Raw genomic sequence first — 19470 nt, 5'->3', positions numbered from 1 at the left:
AGCTGCGGAGATGATTATGAAGTCCTTCCGTCAGGCCGTCGAGGCGAACGACCACGCGGCGATCGAGGCGCTCCTCGCCGAGGACGTCGTCTTCACCAGCCCCGTGGCCTTCAAGCCCTACCCGGGCAAGGCGATCACCGCGGCCATCCTGCGCGGAGTCTCCCGCGTCTTCACCGACTTCCGGTACGTCAGGGAGATCACCGGCGAGGACGGCCGCGACCACGCCCTCGTCTTCGAGGCCCGGGTCGGCGACCGCGCCATCACCGGCTGCGACTTCCTCCACCTGAACGAGCAGGGCCTCATCGACGACTTCATGGTCATGGTCCGGCCGCTGTCCGCCGCACACGCGCTGGCCGAGGCGATGGGGGCGCAGTTCGACCGCATCGCGGCCGAGGCGGCCGGCACCGCCCCGGCCGGCGAGCCTCCGGCTCAGTCCAGGTAGGCGGCGACCAGTGCGGCGAAGGCCTCCGGGGTGAGGACCTCGACACCCAGCTCCTGGGCCTTGACGGCCTTCGAGCTGGGCTTGCCGTTCGCGGAAGGCGCCGCGACCAGGTACGTGGTCCGGGAGTTGACACCGCTGCCCGCGCGCCCGCCGGCCTTCTCGATGAGCGCGCCCATCTCGGAGCGCCCCCAGCCGTCCAGCGGGCCGGTCATCTTCCCCGTCACGACGACGGTCTTCCCGCCGAGCGGCCCGTCCACCGCGGCCTCGGCCTTCTCCTGGCGCGGCTCGGTCATGGCCACGCCCGCCGCGATCAGCTTGTCGATCACCGGGGCGAGCGCGGCGACCTGCTCCACGATGACCGGCGCCTTCTCCGGGCCGATGCCGTCGACCTCCTGCAGGGCGGCGGCGTCGGCCGCCCTGATGGCGTCCATCGTGCCGAAGTGGGCGGCGATCCGCCGGGACATGCTGCGTCCGGTGCCCGGCACGCCGAGCGCGCAGAAGACGCGGCTGAGGGGGCGGGACCTGGCCAGCCGGATCTGCTCGGCCAGCTTCGCGCCGCGCTTGGCGCTCCCGGAGGCGGCGGTGAGCTGCTCCTCGGTGAGGGTGAACAGATCGGCGACGTCGCCGACGGCACCGACGGCGATCAGCGCGTCGACGTACTTCCTGCCGAGACCGTCGATGTCGAGGATGTCGCGCCCGGCGACGTACTCGATCAGCGGCGCGAGCGCACAGGCGGTGCCCTTCGCGCAGCGCCACCGCTCCTGGCTCTTGTCGATCTCCCCTCCGCAGTGGGGGCACTCCTCGGGCAGCGGCACCGGAAGGGCACCCTCCGGGCGGAGTTCGACGACGGCGGCCTGGACGCGCGGGATGATGTCGCCGGCCTTGTAGACCGTCACGGTGTCGCCGATGTGGAGGTCGCGCCGCAGGATGTCGGCCGGGTTGTGGAGGGTGGCGCGGGTGACGGTGGACCCGTCCAGTTCCACGGCCGTGAGCACGGCGGTCGGGGCGAGCACACCCGTACGGCCCACGTCCCAGAACACGTCCTCGAGGACGGTCTGGCGCTCGACGGCCGGAAGCTTGTAGGCGATCGCCCAGTACGGGAAGCGGCTGCCGAAGCCCGCCGTCGCCTGTTCGGCGGCGCTGTCCGCCTTGATGACGACGCCGTCGATGCCGAACGGCAGGCTCGCGCGCATCGCGGCGATCGCGTCGACCCTCTCCTGGGCCTCGGCGAGGGTGGCGGCCACATGGAGTCCGGCCGGGGTCTCCGCGGTGGTCCGCACGCCCGCCTCCGCCACCGCGGCGAGGGTCTCGGCGTGCCCGGCCCCGGCGGGCAGGAAGGACTGCCCGTCGAGGTCGACGGCCCCGTACGCCCAGAAGGTCATGGCCAGTCGGTAGGGCCGGTCCTTCGCCCGCAGCGTACCGGCGGCGCCGTTGCGCGGATTGGCGAAGACGTCGCCGCCGTGCGCGATCCGTATCTCGTTGGCGGCCTCGAACTGCTTGTGTTCTTCACGTTCAGTATGTGTCACGAGACATGGACGAGTACAAGACTTTCCAGCTCGCACCGCTGCCCCACTCACCTAGTAGGGCTTGGTCAGGTCGGTGCGAGGGTGGGTATGTCGCGGTGACAGGTGGGGCAGGCGCCGGCCCAGGTGGCGAGGAGGGTCTGTATCTCGCGGACGATGCGGTAGAGGCTCAGGCCGGCGCCGTTTCTTTTGGGGCTCTGGCCAGTCGCTGGAGGGTGCAGAAGGCGTGGGCGGCGGAGACGAGGGTGACGTGGTGGTGCCAGCCGGCCCAGGTGCGGCCCTCGAAGTGGGCAAGTCCCAGGGCCTGCTTCATCTCGCGGTAGTCGTGTTCGATGCGCCAGCGGAGCTTCGCCAGCCGCACGAGTGTGGTCAGCGGGGTGTCCGCGGGCAGGTTGGAGAACAAGAACTGGACCGGCTCGGCCTGGTCGGCAGGCCATTCGGCCAGCAGCCAGCACGCGGGCAGTTCCGGCCCGTCGACGGCTTTGCGGACCTCGCGGCCGGCGGGCCGGATCCGCAGGGCAGCGAATCGTGAGTACATCCGCTTGAAGCCGCTGTGGCCCGTTCCGGGGCGGGAACCCTCGCGCCACTGCACCGGCCTGGCCGCCCGATTCCCGGCCTCGATGACCAGGTTCTTCACGCTCCGGGCCGGTTCGGGATACCTGGCCACCGGTCTGCGTCCGGTGCCGCTGTAATGCGGAATACAGAGCGCCGCGTCCCCGGGCTGGGCGGTCACGGTGGTGGAGACGCCCATCACGTAGTGCAGCCCGCGTTCCTCCAGGCCGAGGCGGAAGGCAGCGGTGTCCCCGTATCCGCCGTCGGCGATCGCGAGGGGGACGTCCAGGCCCCACGACCGCGTCTCGTCGATCATGTCCAAGGCCAGCTGCCACTTCTCGACATGGCCCAGGCCCTCGGGAATGCCGCACTTCGCGCGGCGGGCCGTCTTCACGGGATCGGCCTTCGGTGAGGCAGGGTCCCAGGTCCCCGGGAGGAACAGCCGCCAGTTGACCGCCGCCGAGGCGTGATCGCCGGCCAGGTGGAGCGAGACCCCTGCCTGGCAGTTGGTGACCTTGCCCGCGGTGCCGGTGTACTGCCGGGTCACACACGCCGAGGCATCGCCGTCTTTGAGGAACCCGGTGTCGTCGATGATCAGCGCGGTCGGCTTGATCGCCGCCTGCATCTTCCACGCGAGGCGGGCCCGCACGTGGGCCGGGTCCCACGGGCTGGAGGTGATGAAGTGTGCGCCAGGGCCTGCCGGTTCCCGTCCTCCCCGAGCCGGGCGGCCATCGGCTCAACGGACTTGCGTCCGCCGTCCGTCAGCAGCCCGCGCAGGTAGACCGACCCCCACCTGCGCTGATCCGCCCTCGCGAACGGCTCGAACATCTCCGCCGCGAAATCCTCCAGATCACACCGGACCGCAGCCAACTCCTCAGGCATCACACCCGATCAACGGAACAACCGATCATCCTGACACGCCACCAACGACTGAACCTGACCAAGCCCTACTAGCCCATTCCCTTTCCCGCACTGACGCCGGCGCGCCCCATAGAAATAAGAGCAGAGCCGGCAGGGCCTGAGAGGAAGACCGCTGGAGAAGCGTTCTCCCCAGCCTGCACTGGCACAACTGCCGCTACTGGAGAACTCGCAACTACCTCTTCAAGTTCCTGACCAGACCATAGGTCGATTAGGCGCACAACGTGATCCCAGCCGACAGTCACAAGAAACTCGCGACCGTGCCCTGAAGGGACTGTACACATTGAACGCATAGGCCCAACGTCAATCGAGCGAATCTGGACGCCAGATTCAGCATCCCAGATATTAATGCCGCTTTTTCCGTATGGACTCGCTTCCGTCGCAACCAGAGACCGCCCGTCACTATTCTTCACAGGCATCATCGTTCCCACGGGGCCGACACGGAATGAGCCTTCAACCTCACCAGTCCGCGCGCTCCAGGCATGAATCATCGAATTCTTATGCGGTGTGTCCGCAACGAGAATTTGAACATCCGAGGGACTTTTCGAGCCATCCATGATGCAATATGAGCCAGCCCTGACGCCATTAATCTGAAATAGCACTTCTCGGGTCTCAACGTCCCAGGCCACAACCTCTTCGCCACAGTCTCGGCTAATGCCTACCACCGCGGGAGACTCACCCACCAAGCCTGCCATTTGACGGACTCGACCCACCCCGATCCGCCCCAACTCCTGCTTACTGAAAGGATCCCAAAATCGGATACTTCTATGCGGACTGCCCAGGTAGCCGGCGGAAGAGGTAGCGATTACAGGGCGCCCAGATCGACCGGTTACGCACATCTCTGTGACACGCCCAGCGGGCACGGAACCTGCAATCGTGCCAGTACTCAAGGACCGTACCTCAACTACATTTCCTGCTGCCACAAATGCGAAGCTGTCATATGAAGATGCATATCGCCCTCGAGTACTGGCAGTCCCGGCGCTTACGCTCTCGACTTCCCACTGGGACCATTGCGGGTGAAGCCATCCCGCCAGAGGGGGTGGGGTCCCCCCCAATGCGGTCAAGTGGAATGCGTGACTGGCTCGCTGCGAGGCTAGTTCCACACCAGTCAAATGACGTTCAATCCGAGCCCATGCACGCAAGTTCACATTTCCCTCAATAGGGAAATGCAGTAGACTCCCGACCCTTCGACTTGTCTCCCATTCGAGAAACGCGAGAGGTACGTGACGATCGTCCAGAACCCCACCCGAAGCGGCATGCTGCACCAGATAGCGCCTGATGTACGGGTGAGGGGGATATGGGAGAGTGGATCTCGCGATATTTGACAGTGCGGCAGTGATCTTCGCATGAATAGACGTCTCGTGGACTTGCAGATCGGATTCTCTGACCACTCGACTCTCGCCGACCGCGAGGCTTCTAAGATTCTCCGCGATGCGTTCATGGCTAGGGCGGTAGACAACCCTATTGTCTGAAATGTCTGTGGCGAGATAGCCATTTAGGCGACTGGATCGAATTTCTTTGATCGCTTCGTCTGCTTCTAGCGTCACGTTTTCACGGATGGAGTTGAAAACTGCAGGCCACACATCCGACCAGGGCAACCCAGGTCCGCATGAATACGCCGTGGCCTGCAGGGCCGCAAGCAAATCACCTGACTCGATTCCGGAATTCTCTGCCACCTCTTCAACATCCGAATGGAGAAGCGCGACAGTACCATCCTGCAGTGATTTAATCCACTCAGGATCTTCTACATCTTGCACGGTCGATCGGCTGCGCGCCCTGTCTGCGGAAAGGCGAGCATTGAGAAATGATGGCGCCGTTCGGCGAGAAATTGCCTCGGCGACCTTAAGTGCTGCATCAGGTGCCATCTGATACGGGGATTCTGGATGGCTTCTGTCGATCAGCAAAGAATGGGCGTAGTCTGCAATTTCCGCGCGGCTCCCATCTTCGTCGGTCCGCAGGACGATGATGGGGGTGATTTCTATCTCAGATGACGGGGCAGAATCGTCGGTCGGTCCGTTCGTTTCCGTATCTTGGAGTTGGGTATTCATTACCCTCACTATCTCGTCGATCAAGAGATCTCTTCTCGTCACCCCCCTAGCGGGCGTCGCGTTCCTTGGGCTGCGCACACCGAGAAGCACTCTAACTTCAGTCCTGGGTCGACTCCCATCACGAACAATCGGGTGCAATAGGTCACCGATTAGAGACTCAGGATCAGTGGCCTCATCAACACCATCGATAGCGATAGCCACAGGCCGGCCAAGGGTGGATCTGGCGGACTCAATTTCCTCACCCAACGAGGTGTTATTCGCCGTCCCTCCGCTGATACTCAGTAGTTCGGTTCGAATCTCTTCCTCGATGGAAGCAGTGGGCTTGTTTCTCGCTAGCACTGCAATATCTACACAGGGAGAAGAGTCTACTTCCAGGATATTCAGAACCTCTTGGGGCAAGTCCTTCCGGACTCGAGCATTTCCGTGCACTACCAGGTGTCCGATAATTGCCGACTTGCCCGACCCAGCTTCTCCGGTTACAAGGCATACACCTTCTCCCGAACTGAGAAACTCCTCGATTTCCCCAACAATCTTGTGTCGACCTGTGAAATGCCAGGCCAGATCACTCTCTGATGACGTTCCTGAAGCTCGCGTTATCCAGTAGTTGGACGGAGTGGGAGGGCTAGTAGAGGTAATCGATTCGGCCTCAGGCGCATCAAATAGTGATTTGTCCTCGATCCAGTACCTTGGGTTAGGCAGACATGGGCTGGGATCATCATTGCGGCTGCGAGGCCACACCCACCGTACCGGAATTAGGTCGCGCCTCTCCATGGCAACCTCGCGTAGCACGGCCTCCCAATCTTGGTACGAGATAGTGGATCCCGCGAAACCTTTGGTTTCATCACAAATTTTCTGGACAGCAAGGTCGAGTACCTCAGTGAACTCACCAACCCGTGGTTGCTCAGTGAAGTCCCCACTGGTGACAACAACCAAGGTGTCCATTCCGAAACGATCAGACGAAAGATCTTGGAGTCGACTCGCCAGTTCAGCGTCCAATGAGCCTGCATAGCATGAATCGACAAGAACGAGTACGTGCTGTGCTTCAGAGTCCAGAATGGCCCCCACTAGATCAGCGGTGGGGAATGCCGTTGACATGAGCTTGGAGTCGTCGGACTGAGGTAGCAGGAGGAAGTGACGGTTCGCGTTTGATCGCACACCGTGTCCGGTTATATACACAACCAGGATATCCTCTTGTTCGCACTCGAATAGCTTCTCTTTATGTGCGAAGTCTGTGACGTCACGAACGGTCTCGAGTACGTCTGGTGCAGTAGGAATAAACCTTTCCTCGTGTGATATTGCATCATGGGCGAACCAGTTCTGCACAGAAGAGACCTGTTTCCGGATGGACTCTCCAAACTCCTCGCTCTCGTAGTCGTACTCAGTCACCGCAATCGTCACGAGTCTCCGACGATTCGAGCTCACACCATTTCTCCTATGCCAGATCAGAGAAGTAGGTCCCCGATAGCCGATTGTCGCAAATAGTTCACGGCAGCATGAGGGTCGCGCAACCCATTCGCGACGCTAATGTTCACCGTGCGAGGTCCATTCAATGCCATCCCCCCAGTGATGGCATCCTTGGGGTCGAAAACATTTCTCCATTCGCAACCGACGTCCTGGATATGTGAACCGTGTCCAAGCATTCGCCTAACAGTTGGCCAGGCCAGTGGAGATCCAAAAGTGACGATAGTTAGCCCTTTCGAGTCGCCCCCTTTCACGGCAAAGTCTCCTCGAAGGAGCATGTCGTATAGCACTACGCTCCCCAAGGAGTGGCCCAAGATTACGTTCGTGACAGTAGAGGCGGACTCCGCGACTTTCTGTCGAATGGCACTCGAAAGATCTTCATCCGTAAGGTAACGGTAGACCTGCCGAAGGAAATATAGGAGACGCTTCCCTGCGCCGCGTCCAAACTTTCGATCAGTCGCCACCAGGAAGCGTGCAACTCCACTCGGAACCGCAATTAGACCCAGCGTCTGAGCTTGAACGTCCCGAACGTCCGTGTCGGAAATTAGATTATCCTCAAGGATTTCATCGAGGAATCTTTGCTCGCCGACCGAGAGTGGTGTGTCGGCATCCATCGCGCCTTCTTGATGCCCTAGCCGACCATTACCCTTTCGGAATAGCATCGCATAATAGGCGACTTCCATGCTCCGGAGCTGAGCGCTTCCGTTTGACGCGATGATGCCTTGTCGGGCTGCGACTTTCCAGCTCTCTTGCAAGGTCTTCGGGCTCTGCCTTTGCTGGCCGATGCCATGAATACCCAAGATTTCCGCGCCCATAATGCTCTTTCCCCTCTGTGGCTGACTTGGAAATGATGCCGTGATGGCGGGCAGTCCGTCCAGCAAATGCGAGTTCTGACGGGTTCCGCTCCCGGCGGCGGCCGAACCGCAACACCGTCGACAGCTGGGAGTCGTCGGAGGGCGCGGACCTGCTCGTACTACCCCGACGAACGATCTGCTGAAGCTTCTGCCCCTCCTGCTCCGTCAGCTTCCGGACCCTGACCGGTGGTGCCATCCCGCCGCCTCCCCTGCTGGTTGGACGCGACATCGCTTCCAACCAGCACAACGAGCAACCCGGTGAACCTATGCGGTCACAGCACTAGCTTCGCAGGTACTGAGGTTGAACTCGTGGTGTCGTAGGGGCTGACGTCTCCTCCCTCGCTGCGGCATCACCTGTGGCATGCGGTATCCACAAGGGGGCGGGCTGACCGTCGAACGGCAGCAGTTCCGCGAGGAGTTACGGCTGAAGGCGGCCGAGAGGTTCGCCCAGGGCGAGGCGAGCTCGGTGATCGCCAAGGGCCTGCGGGTCAGCGTCCGCTCCGTGCAGCGATGGCGGCAGATGTGGGACGAGGGCGGCCCGCGGGCTCTGCGGTCACAGGGGTCGGCGTCGCTGCCGAGGCTGAGCGAGAGGCAGTTCGCCCAGCTGGAGGCGGAGCTGGCCAAGGGGCCGGCCGCGCACGGCTGGGAGGATCAACGCCGGACGCTCGCGCGGATCAAGACGGTTATCGGCCGGCGCTTCCATCTGACCTACACCATCCAGGCGTGCGGAGACTGCTGGTACGCAACGGCTGGTCCTGCCAGGTCCCGGCCCGACGGGCGATCGGGCGGGATGACGACGCGGTGGCCGGGTGGGTCAAGGAGGTGTGGCCCTGCGCGGAAGACTCGCGGCGGCCTGTGGAGCCTGGCTCGTCTTCGAGGACGAAGCCGGATTCTCCATGACGCCGCCGCAGGCCAAGACCTGGTCCCGGCGCGGCCGGACCCCGGTGGTCCGGGTGCGGGGTCGTTCCCGCAGACGGGTGTCCATCGCCGCGCTGACCTGCTACAAACCCGGCCACAGGTCCCGGCTGATCTACCGTCCTCGCCGGGACGACGGCCGGCGCGACGGACGCAAGAGCTTTTCCTGGCGTGACTACCGGGACCTGCTGATCGCCGCCCACCAGCAGCTCGGCGGCCTGATCGTGCTCGTCTGGGACAACCTCAACGTCCACAAAGCCGCCGACCTGCGGAGGTTCGCCGAGGCCCGGGACTGGCTGATCATCTACTACCTGCCGCCCTACGCACCCGACCTCAACCCCGTCGAAGGAATCTGGTCACTGCTGCGGCGCGGCTGGCTCTCCAACGTCGCCTTCTTCACCCCCGAACACCTCGTCCAGCGCATCCGACGAGGCCTACGGCACATCCAGTACCGCAGCGACCTCATAGACGGCTGCCTCGCAGAGACCGGCCTGACCATCAGGCCCACCTGAGCAACGGCACGACACCACGAGTTCAACCTCAGTAGGAGAAACGGTGCCGAGACACTGGCATTCAGCGATACTCAACCTGCCGGCGCTCCCGCAATCATCGTGCAGCAGGCACTGGACGATCGTGGCGTCTCCGGGCAATGCACGGTCGACAGTCCACTGGGTTGGTATGACATCGCGGCCCAGCAGGCATCTGAAGTGCCGTCGTCCGCAGGCGGGCTCCCATGTTGGTTGCAAGTGGCGAGGACGGGGGCGCCCTGGTGTTCACAGGTCCTGACCATCCAGTGCAAGCAGCCCTCAATGAGGTCGTGGACACAGCCGGGCACAGCAGTCACCGGCTCGGTGCCTGGAACGCCGACCAAAGGGCGGTGAGGGGTCTTGTTCGGTGGCATCTGACCAGGCAGCGCTCGGACTTCTATCGGCTTCCAGCCACGCGGCCAGGAGCGTGACTCAGCGGACCTCAGCTTCCATCATCGCCCTCCGCCTGACCGGCTGCGGCAGCATCACCGCTGGCCTACACGCGCACTCCGGACTCGCCCTCCTCGTCCAGATGCTCCCGCTCGTCCTCGATCGGCAACCACTCGCGGTGGAAGTCAGGATGGTCGGCATACGCCTCAACGAGTTCGTAGATCACCGGGCTACGAAGGCCCAGCGAAAGTCTGGCGACCGCCGTCTCCAGGAAAGCGGCGCCCCTGGCCTCTGCCCTCCGCGGATACTCCTCCACCCAGTGCATGAGCCGACGCTTCGCGGCCACGTCAGCGAGGACCCGGGCCCGCAACCTCGCCGTACCCTCGTCCTTGCCGGGCTTCACTGCCCGAGCAGCAGTTTCGTCCTCACGCAGACGGGCCCGGAGGAACTCCATCATGACCGGGAAGTCGTCTCGTCTCATCGCTGTTGTCCCCCTATCGGCAAGCGCTGATGGGCCATCATCCACCACAACCGGGTGGAGCCCGCCATCCTGCGTGGCGGTGACGGGCTCCTCCTGGGGGATCTCGGATATGCCGGTCACGGGGATACCGAGACGCCCCTTAGCTCTGGTTGACGGCCACAGCCGCGGTCGTCCATTCCGGACTGCGGGGCCTGCCGCTATGCTGCCCTGCCTCCCTACATCTACTCACCGACGCTGAGCATTTCGGTGACTGCTGGCCGTGGGCCGCTTCTCCAGCCGTCTTCAACAGCTCTGACGACTGCCGCCCGGGTGTCTCTAGCCCATGCGTTCGCACTGGTGGCAAGGATGATTTCGTCTGCGCTGAGATGCTGCGCGGCTCGCACGAGTCTGGCCGCCGACTCCTGCGTACCGTACTTTTTCCCTTTGAGGGTGTTGTTGGACTTTGTCTCGCCGACGAAGATGCGCCCGTCGATGACCATACAAAGGTCAATCTCGATTGAACCGTCCGAGTCGGTGACTTCCAACTCAGGTGACCACAGCACAGAAGAGGCATTCCGTCTCAGCTGGTGTGCGGCGAGCATCGGAACGTCGCCGTTACTCCGCAGCAGATTACGGACAACCTGGTCGATGGCGTAGTACCAATGCGGCTCAGGATCCTTCGAGTACCACCGTCCTCTTGTGACGCCACTGGTGTGTCCGCAGGCTTCGCAGTCGAAGGTGGATCCAACCACTTCGATGCGGTAAAAGGCCTCGAAGTGGCAGCGGGCGCAGTTGAGCAGGAGACCGCGGCTCAGCACATTCACGTCCAAGAGCCGGTCTGTAAGGTCACGGGCCTCGAAGATGTCGATGTCCAGTGTTTTCTTGATGTCCTCGAGGGCGACGTAGCCGTCACCTCTGACGGCATAGCCGGCACCATAGTCACCGTCGCGTTTGGGGGCCAGGAAGGAATTGAGAACCTTGCGGACCGGACCGGTCAGGTCGGCTGCGAGTGCCTCGGGAGATCCCCACATCTCCGCTGCGATAGCAGCGCGGCGTCCCGCGTCTGAGCGTCCCACCGTGACACCACGTGCGCGGGCCAGTTCCTCGAACACCTCGTCCGCCGACGGAAAGTGCAGCAGAGGACGGGCATGTCGGGCGTTGGGAGTGGCGAAGCCCATGTTCGCGGAGATGAACGTGACCGAGTGCCGGGCTGCGCGCACGACTGCGTCAGGCAAGCCCCCTGTTTCCTGAGTCAGACACGCGCTGCTAAGGGCGGTACGGGCGGGGAGCGTGTGGCGCGGCAGCCAAACGTCGACGTACCAGTGCAGCTCTGGGCCAATATGCGTGGCCGCTTCGGCTTCGGGCAGCTGAAGTGGGGCCAGGATCGAAACACCGCTGGCCTCCTGGCCTGCAGGCGCGCTCTGGCGAAGCTGATAGGAGGTGGGGTCCGCCAGCAGCGACATCGCATCGTGTTTGGCAACGGCGGAAGGGCTGACCGCTTGGGCCTTGCGGATCTCCAAGGGCACAGGTGATCCATCATCAACCTGCATGGTCATCCCTGCAAAGGGTCGGTTGAGGTCGGCGGCTAGTGCCTCCAGTACTTCCTGAGGCTCACTGACGCTTGTCACCAGCACCGGCAGATCGCCATCACCGTGGAACGTCTGGAGAGTATGGAGAGTATTCTTGATCACCCTCCGGTAGGGGCTGTCATCTGCCAGCATGCGGGTCGGAATCCAGGCGCCATGCCCGTACAGGCGATCACAGAGCATCGCCAGAGCGTGATCCTCGGCGGTCTCTCCAACCACACACACCACTGGGCCTGGAGGATAGGAGGACAGCTGTGTTGTCCAACGGCCGGCGTGCGCGAAGGGCGTGGCCGCCATGAACTCGTCGACGGTCAGCTCCTGCGGCGAGTCCCCTTCGGTCACCGTGCGGAAGCGTCTCCCAAGATCCCATCCGGTTGCTCGCGGCTTGCCGGTGATGGCCAAATGAATCAGTGCGGGCAGGTCCTCGTCCTCAACCGGCAACCGCATGATGCTCTCGTCCGGCCGTGCTGCCGCGTCGGCCGAACCGAGCCGAGTTTCCACCATCAGTGCGATCATCGGATCCACGCCGGATAGATCGAGTGTGAACATCCGATCGTTTGGGGGCACAGGCACGGTCGCCAAGCTGCCTCGGGAGTCGTGCTCCTGGCCCAGATTGCGGACGTCGTGCGCCTCGAAGCGCTGCTTGTTTTGGCGAACCCCCTTGAACGGGGAACACCAGCCGTCCAGTTGACCAGCCAGTCCCTCCCAGCGCGGCATCTGAAGCGACAGAGAGCTCAGGCGGTTCCAGGTGGCGTCACTGCTCTCACCAGGGGATGCGTACTGGGCGACCATCCGGTCACGCACCGTGGGATCCATGTGTGCCGCATCCGCCAGCGTCGGCACCAGCGCGGCGACATGATCGGGGTCATAGTTTCTGAGCGAGGGCAGCAGGTCGCTGTGAGTGGTGGCCTGCTCCGTCTCGCCGGGTACGGGAAGGATCACCGCTCCCGATCCGCCCCACACCCTCGACACCTGCGTCACGGCACAGCGCGCCATGTATACCCAGTCCGCCATGGGCCGGTACGCCAGAACGAAACGGGGAGCACGCAACCGGGCCCCGACAGGTCGGTATTCCAACTGGTTCATCACAGTCATAGCCTCCCATTGTGTGCGACCGTGCTGCGGGCTCCTCAGCGTTGTCGCCGAGAACCTCGTGGGCGCAAGGGTGCGATAACGGCTGAGACGCCCTTGTCGAGTTGCTGCCGCAGGGCTTCGTTGTCGTGGAAAAGAGCCGCGATCGCGGTGTGGGCGGCCTTGAGCTTCTTCTCCAGGAGGGTGCACTCCTGGGTCTTCTTGGTCAGGCGCTTCTTGAGGTCGGCGATGGTCGCGTCACGCTGAGCCTCGCCAGGGGTAGCCTTGCCGTGGGCGGAGATGTGGGCATCCCACTCGGCCAGGATCGCGTGAGCACGGTTCATGGTCGCGCGGCTGACCTGGGCTTCTTTGTAGAGGTTCTCTTTCGTGAGGCGGCCATCGGTCCGTTGCGGACGGCCCTCGAAGAGCCGGGTCATCGCCGACCGCAGAGCGGCGGCGACCTTGGGGCTGACCCGGTCTTCGCGGGCACCGTCGGTGGGTCCGGTCACAGGGACTCACCTGCCATCTTGAAGACGTTGCGAGTGATGTCGAGTTCGCGCTCGGCGAGGTCGCGGCGGCAGGCCGGCGTAGAGGGGTTGTTGATGAGCTGGAGCTGAATGCGCTGGTGCGAGTCGTAGATCGGCAGGTGCTCGGGGCCGATCATGCTGTTCGCACATCGGTCAGGCCGGCAGCGTTCATCGAGGGGGCCGACGTGTCCTTCGGGGATGATCGCGTTCTCGAGGCAGACGGCGCCGACGGGGTTGGTGTGGTCGGCGGTGCAGTTGTTGAGCATGCCGAACCGGATGTGGATCCTGGTCGTTCGCAGGAGGGTATCGGCGGTGCGGGCGTCTCCGTTGCGGGCCTTGACGGTGTCGTTGATCTGGTCAAAGGCGTCTTTGACGCGGTCGGCGCCAGGGCCGAACCCGATCTCTTCTCCCGCGGTGTGGCTCTCGTAGAGGTCTTTGACCTTGCGGAACTTGACGTTGTCGAGAGCGTCTTCGAGGTACTTAGCCCAGTTGTCGTCAGATGCGGCATAGCTGCGGGTCGTGGCGTTGGCCAGGGCCCGCGCGGCGAGGTGCTTGAGCTGGATTCCGGTGGCGATCTCGGAGCCGGGGAACTGGTCGGTGAGCATCGCCATTGTTCTGCGGAACATGTGCGGGCGGATGTAGGCGGCGGGGATCTCGTCGAGGCCGGTCCAGGCCCGGTTCGTGTTCACGAAGCGCACGAACGACTCGAGCATGTTGACGCCATCGATGGTGCCGTCCTGCCTGGGGGCGTGGACGGGGGAGAAGACGCGTTCGGGGTGCAGGGAGACGGACTCAGCGACGGCGAGAGCTTCAACGAGGGGTTCGGCGATCCACCAGTGCTTGCCGGGGCGGTTGCGGGTGCCCTTGATCTTTGTGGAGGCGACGGCCGGGGTGCTGTAGTGCTCGACGACGGAATCCCGCAAGATCTCGTGGATCTCCGAGTCGCGCATCATGGACAGGCCCACTACCAGGGTGAATGCCGCATCACGCAGTACCGTCCTCAGGTGCTTCAGCGCCCGCGGTCCGATGCCGGGATGCCAAGGACCTGTGCTGCCGTCCGGCCGAGCCGTCTGCACGATTTCTCCGGCCAGTGCCTGAGTCGTGGTCCGCCCCTTGGCCACTTCCGCAAGGACCCGTGCACGTCGCTGCCGATGGAGCGGACCGTACGCCTCGGAGAAAACGACATACCTGTCTCTTTCGTAGCCCAGGAGAAGCATCAGCAGGCTCCAATTCACCTGCGGATCCTGGTCTTCCGACGGAGAAGCGTAAAGAGGGACCTTGTTCTGGGGGGCAGCGAGCCATGCCTCGAGCCGCTCATCGACGCCGAGTGCCGACGGACTCGCAGCAGCGAGGAGTTCGTTGTAACGGCGATCGGCGCGCAGAACATCAGGAGCGAAGTCGTGGATGTAGGCCCAGGCCGCGCGGATCAGCGGGAACCACGTCTCCGGAGGAACCGCGGCGGTAGCAAGATCTTTGCTGGCACTCAGCTGAACAACCTGGCGGGAGCTCTGACCAGGCCACGGGTCACCGACAGGCCAGCCCAGACTTAGGGCGGGCCCGGCTGCTGCCAGAGTCTTGAAGGCGGTCACGTGGCCCCTGACCGTGGCCGGAGTGATCCCGGTTGCGCTCAGGTCGATGATGCGTTGCCGCAGGTCTTGCACGGTCCATGCGTCTGGGTGGGCCGGAAGTCCCTTCTTGCGGCCCCACTTCGCTGCTGTCCGCAGGCGGGAGGCGACCTGAATCAAGGTGCTCGGGGAGCCGTAGCCGTCGAGGGCGACACCGCTCTTGAGGACCTCAGGGTGCCGCGGGTTGAAGCTCGTCATCAAGAACTCGCGAACCAGCAGATTCCAGTACGGATCCTCCAACTCAAGGCTGAAATGGACCATCCACGAAGAAGCCCAGCAGTTGGCCGGCCGTTTGAGAACGCCGTTGAAGTTCCAAACGTTCTTGTCGCCGAACCGAGGGACGTAGGCGCCGGGCTCACGGGCCTCGGGCAACAGTGAGCGCCCCTGGACTACGGGCTCGTCGTCCCGAAACAGAGAGGGACGTCGCTGCTCGGGCAGAGGCAGGATCATGCGTCGAACTCCGTGTTCGCGGCGAGCGGCAGGTCTAGGACTGCCTGGCCAGCTTCGATGTGCTTGCGGGCCTGGTCCAGTTCCTCGGGCGTGCGGTCCTCCAGAACGGCCCGGAGGTTTACCCAACTCTGCCCCCAGAGTCGCTCGAATGCCGGTGGCGTCAGAACTGTACGAAGTCGTTCCAGGTGCGCTTTGAACAACAGAAGTTGAGGCAAGTTGGTGGGTAGGATCCAGGCGTTGCGGCATTCCAGGCAGCGCAATGGTGCGACGGCGCAAAGCTCGCCGGGTTGACTGTAGGGGCTCTGGTAGGGGTTCTTGCAGTGGGAGACGCCCATGTCGAGCTGGCCGGCCATGATGTCCTCGGCCTCCTGGGCGGACAGGCCCGAGTCCTCCAGTAGGTCCTGGTCGACGTCCTCCGCGGCGTCGGAGATGACGGTGGGGCCATCGGCGCGGTCAAGAGCCTTGTCGAGCCAGTGCTGTTGAGCCGTGGCGATCGTCCGCCCGGACAGGATGCGCAGTGTGGTGCCCTGCGCGTAGTGGCGGGCGAAGGTTTCCTCGGTGTGGTCGTCCGCGGCGACGCTGATACGCCCTTCGGTCATAATGGCCTTCTCGACCTTGACCGATTTACGCAGGCGGCCGACGTGCTGGTCGCCCTCGATCTCGACGCCCACGGTAGCAAGCCAGCTTCGGAACGAGCTCTGGGCCACGGGCTTCCACTCGCCGAAGACGACGGTGAAGTTGCTCTGGACGGTGGCGGAGACGAAGAGCGTGTGGGTGACGTCTGGGGCCTTGACTCGAACACGGGCGGTCATGTCCATGAGCTGGCGAACCACCTCGCTGGCTTCACGCCGTGGCCAGTCCACCGTGAGCTGCCCGTCCGGATCTTCCTCCGCAGCCGGTTCCTCGGGGGCGGGACGGTCGTGAAAAGCCCGGTGCCGACGGCGTTCGGCCCGGTTTTTGAGGAGCGTCAGCCGGACGCCCTTAGGAAGAAATTCCACCTCCGTCTCGCCGAAGCCGGTGACCTCTTCTGAGGTGTGGCCGGTGGCGTCCATCAGCAGGATGCGGAAGGCGTGGAGATCAAAAGTGTTCGGATACAACCTCGCGACCAGCATGCGAGCCAGCTGCACCCGCGCCACCTGCGCAACGAATACCCGGCCTGGACCCGCGGCGAACTCCTTCAGTTCCGAAGGCCATTCACGCGGCGGAGGCACGAGCCGGTGAATGTCGGCGACGGCGATCTGCTCGTGGGCAAAGCCCCAGAGCAGATCCGGGATGCTGGTCCAGCTGCCTTGCTCCGGGTGGCGGCCCTGATCGGCCAGGGCCCAGCCCCTTTCCAGCCGTGTGCGGGTGGCGTGGACGCTCTGCCAGGCGGAGCGGACGAGGGCTCGCTTCTCCTGCCGTTTGAACTCGTCCCGTTCCATCCTCTCGCCGCTGCCCAGCAGCGCGGGGCCGCGGGCCAGTCGGGCGAGGTCCGGGTCGACCGGGCGGTCGCGGTGGTCGTCCCTCCGGATGATCAGTACCCGCAGTGCTCCGGCCAGCGTTCCGGGGTGGGTGGAGCTCGGAGTGTAGGTCTCGGGCAGTGCCAGCTCCCACTTCAGCAGCAGGTCACGCAGGTTCCGATCGGTCAGGCTCGCCGTCTCCGCCGCCGGTCCGAGCTCCTTGTCCACGTACTTGCAGAGCCGGAGGATCGCCTGGTGGTAGACCCGCGCGTGCATCGTGATGGCGGTGGCGGCCACGTACTCCACCCACTCATCGGCCAGTTGCATGGCCAAGCGTGAACAGCAGAAGTCCGACGGGTCCACCGCCATGAGCGCTGCGGGAATCTCGACCACCCGGGGGCCGATACCGCCGGGCGGGACGGGGTTTGCCAAAGCTGCCCGCAGACGGGCGCGTTCTTCGTTCGTCCGGCCTTTCCGGCGTGCCTTCGGCATCAACGGCCGCCCTTTGCGGCGCTGATCGCGTGGGAAACGATGTCGGCGTAGGACGCTTCGTCGTCCCCGATCCAGCCGGAGAACGCGGCCTCGAACTCGTTGATCAGGTCGTCCGTGTACTGGAGGTACTCATAGGTGGTTTCTGGACTCGAGTGACCGAGCCTTCGGCTGACGATCAGCAACGGGTTGTGCCGGATGTGCCCGGTCAAGTACGAACGGTGCCGCCGGCGGCGGGCCTGCAGGTCCGGCGCTTCGCCGTCCATCATGTTCTCCAGATAGGTCAAAAGCCGGAGAGCATAGGTGTGCCGCAGGTCGTGCCAGCGCCAGCGTCGAGCTGGCAGCAGTGGCGTGGTCTCGTCAGCGAGCGCGTTCATGCGCGTCCAGGCTCGGTGCCGGTAGCCCTTCCAGGCATCCGCCCCCGGCATCAGACCGCCGCGGCAGACGAACAAGGTCAGGGCCTCCAGACCGAACTCGCCCTCGAAGACGGTGATCCGCCGCAGCTTGGCGTCCATGGCCGACATCTCGAACTCGCGGACGACACCGTCCAGGGTGCCCCGCACCCGCCCGCCAGCGACGTCGACGTCGCCGACCACGAACAGGTCGCGGGCCTTGCGCTCCAGTCCTCGGGCGGCTTTGCGGACAATGTCCGGGCGCTCGAGCATGCAGAAAAGATCAGCAGACCCGACGGCGTCCTCGGGGACGTAGATGGGGCGCGCTTTGGCATACTTCGCGCAGGCTTGGACGGTGAACTCCGCTGCCCCGCCAGGCATTCCGGGCCACAGACCCATCTCGGGGAGGAGGACCGTGGCCCACTCCCGCCACCGTGTCCCCGACCCCAGGGCGATGTCGGCACCCGCTCGATCGCGCAGCGGGGACCACCCTCGGAAGGTCGGACTGATCTGAGCGTTGGGCAGTTGCCCGCCCAGTCCCACGTCTCGGAGGTACCGGTACTGCTCGAACGTCAGGTGTCGGATGTCCATGCCCGAGCGGACTCGCGGCGCCAACGCGTTGCGTCCCCGTGCGGCCAGCCTGGCCGGGCGGTGCGTCAAGATCTTTCGGTCGACGAGGAAGCCGTAGAAGTCGTCAAGGACGAACGACTCGCGGCGCCAGACCGACCCGCCGACCGGCTTCTTCTGCCGTTGGGTCCGATGGCCGCGGTATGAGACGAGATCGGACTCGGTCGCTGACAACACATCGCTATCCAGACCGCACAAGTGGTCGTCCAGTCGGCCGAGCACCCGCCCGTAGTCCTTCAGCGTGGTCGTATCCAGCAAGGCCGTCGAGAGGTATCCGCCGAACTCGCACAGAGGAGGGACCGGCATCTGTGTCTCCTCGTCCAGGTACACCGGTGTCCCGTCGAGGACGCCCCGCCGCTTCAACAGCGCGGCCACCTCCACCGCGGAGATCACTTCACTGTCCAGGTGCTTCTCCAGCAGCCCGGACTGCACAAAGGCAAGGTCCACTCTCGCCCCTCCCCAGGGGCCTGAGGGGAACTCCCGTCAGCGCACCTGTCTCATACGACCACAACGAGTCGAGACTGAACCACACATCTCTTGAGACAGATTTGAACAGCGGAAAGAACTCCTGGGTGAAGAGGACTTCGCCGCGCGCCTCGAAGGTGGCGGGGACCGGCAGCTGCTCGGGAAGTCCGTCGATCGTCCCGATGACGTGGCTGACGTCCTCGCCCTGCGTACCGTCGCCGCGCGTGATGATCTGCACCAGCCGTCCGTCACGGTAGCGGGCGGCGACGGCGGCACCGTCCATCTTCGGCTCGACGGTGAACCCGCCCACCGGCTCCTGCCCCAGGCGCCGCTGCAGCGAGGCACCCCAGGCGACGAGCCCCTCGGGCGCGAAGACGTTGTCGAGACTGAGCAGCCGCGTGGTGTGCGCGACGTCGCCCGCGGGGGCGGCCCCGTCGGCGACCTGATCGGCGGGCGAGTCCGCGGCGACGTCCTCGGGATGCTCCGCCTCCCACGCCTTCACACCGAGCCGCAGCCGGTCGTACGTGGCGTCGTCCATGACGCTGTACCCCGCACCGAAGTACGTACGGGAAGCCTCACGCAGCCGCTCGATGGCGGCCTCGTACGCGGCACGGCTGGACAGGCTGAAGTGCGCCTCAACGGCGGGCGTTGTCGTCATGCCCACCATCCTGTCGCAGGGCACTGACAATGCCTTCGGAGCGGATTCCGG

At 64.2% G+C, this 19470-nt stretch carries 9 protein-coding genes and 2 pseudogenes; 2 read left to right on the top strand and 9 right to left on the bottom strand.

Annotated features, from left to right (window positions below):
- Positions 1-16 precede the first annotated feature (16 nt).
- Positions 17-442 carry a nuclear transport factor 2 family protein gene (locus ACZ7HT_RS06365; protein ID WP_471160534.1) on the top strand — a complete coding sequence of 142 codons (426 nt, stop codon included), beginning with the start codon at positions 17-19 and terminating at the stop codon, positions 440-442.
- Here ACZ7HT_RS06365 and ligA read toward each other — a convergent pair.
- Both ligA and ACZ7HT_RS06355 read right to left on the bottom strand, forming a co-directional pair.
- Positions 430-1968, bottom strand: coding sequence for an NAD-dependent DNA ligase LigA (ligA, locus tag ACZ7HT_RS06360; RefSeq protein WP_471160532.1), 1539 nt, complete (start codon positions 1966-1968; stop codon positions 430-432). The two genes, ACZ7HT_RS06365 and ligA, sit on opposite strands and share 13 nt — an antisense overlap.
- Before the next feature lie 166 nt (positions 1969-2134).
- Positions 2135-3402, bottom strand: a pseudogene (locus ACZ7HT_RS06355) (IS701 family transposase).
- Positions 3403-8159: 4757 nt separating this feature from the next.
- Here ACZ7HT_RS06355 and ACZ7HT_RS06350 point away from each other — a divergent pair.
- A pseudogene (locus ACZ7HT_RS06350) lies at positions 8160-9225 on the top strand (IS630 family transposase).
- Positions 9226-9736: 511 nt separating this feature from the next.
- On the opposite strand, the gene ACZ7HT_RS06345 reads toward ACZ7HT_RS06350, so the two are convergent.
- From ACZ7HT_RS06345 to ACZ7HT_RS06315, 7 genes are all read right to left on the bottom strand, one after another.
- Entirely contained in the window at positions 9737-10231 is a 495-nt protein-coding gene (locus ACZ7HT_RS06345; RefSeq protein ID WP_471160530.1) for a DUF6221 family protein, read from the bottom strand.
- A gap of 101 nt (positions 10232-10332) precedes the next feature.
- On the bottom strand, positions 10333-12771 hold the full coding sequence (locus tag ACZ7HT_RS06340) for a hypothetical protein (protein ID WP_471160527.1): 2439 nt from the start codon (positions 12769-12771) through the stop codon (positions 10333-10335).
- 35 nt (positions 12772-12806) lie between these two features.
- Complete coding sequence (locus ACZ7HT_RS06335; RefSeq protein WP_362458405.1) at positions 12807-13256, bottom strand: hypothetical protein; 450 nt, start codon at positions 13254-13256, stop codon at positions 12807-12809.
- Positions 13253-15349: an integrase gene (locus ACZ7HT_RS06330; RefSeq protein WP_471160524.1), complete on the bottom strand. Its 2097-nt coding sequence runs from the start codon at positions 15347-15349 to the stop codon at positions 13253-13255. Before ACZ7HT_RS06330 ends, ACZ7HT_RS06335 begins: the two co-directional genes overlap by 4 nt.
- Positions 15346-17280 (bottom strand): hypothetical protein, encoded by a 1935-nt coding sequence (locus tag ACZ7HT_RS06325; RefSeq protein WP_471160521.1) that lies wholly within the window; start codon positions 17278-17280, stop codon positions 15346-15348. Before ACZ7HT_RS06325 ends, ACZ7HT_RS06330 begins: the two co-directional genes overlap by 4 nt.
- The gene (locus ACZ7HT_RS06320; RefSeq protein ID WP_471160518.1) at positions 17280-18743 is read right to left on the bottom strand and encodes a hypothetical protein; all 1464 of its coding nucleotides are present in this window, start codon (positions 18741-18743) and stop codon (positions 17280-17282) included. Before ACZ7HT_RS06320 ends, ACZ7HT_RS06325 begins: the two co-directional genes overlap by 1 nt.
- The gene (locus ACZ7HT_RS06315; protein ID WP_471160516.1) at positions 18691-19419 is read right to left on the bottom strand and encodes a hypothetical protein; all 729 of its coding nucleotides are present in this window, start codon (positions 19417-19419) and stop codon (positions 18691-18693) included. Before ACZ7HT_RS06315 ends, ACZ7HT_RS06320 begins: the two co-directional genes overlap by 53 nt.
- Positions 19420-19470 lie beyond the last annotated feature (51 nt).

The organism is Streptomyces sp. NPDC037410 (assembly GCF_055602235.1).
This window is presented reverse-complemented; position numbering and strand designations above follow the sequence as displayed.

Excerpts from the sequence above, each read along its gene's own strand:
- ACZ7HT_RS06330 (WP_471160524.1), bottom strand. The coding sequence starts at position 15,349 with ATGATCCTGCCTCTGCCCGAGCAGCGACGTCCCTCTCTGTTTCGGGAC.
- ACZ7HT_RS06340 (WP_471160527.1), bottom strand. The coding sequence starts at position 12,771 with ATGACTGTGATGAACCAGTTGGAATACCGACCTGTCGGGGCCCGGTTG.
- ACZ7HT_RS06315 (WP_471160516.1), bottom strand. The coding sequence starts at position 19,419 with ATGACGACAACGCCCGCCGTTGAGGCGCACTTCAGCCTGTCCAGCCGT.
- ACZ7HT_RS06365 (WP_471160534.1), top strand. The coding sequence starts at position 17 with ATGAAGTCCTTCCGTCAGGCCGTCGAGGCGAACGACCACGCGGCGATC.
- ACZ7HT_RS06325 (WP_471160521.1), bottom strand. The coding sequence starts at position 17,280 with ATGCCGAAGGCACGCCGGAAAGGCCGGACGAACGAAGAACGCGCCCGT.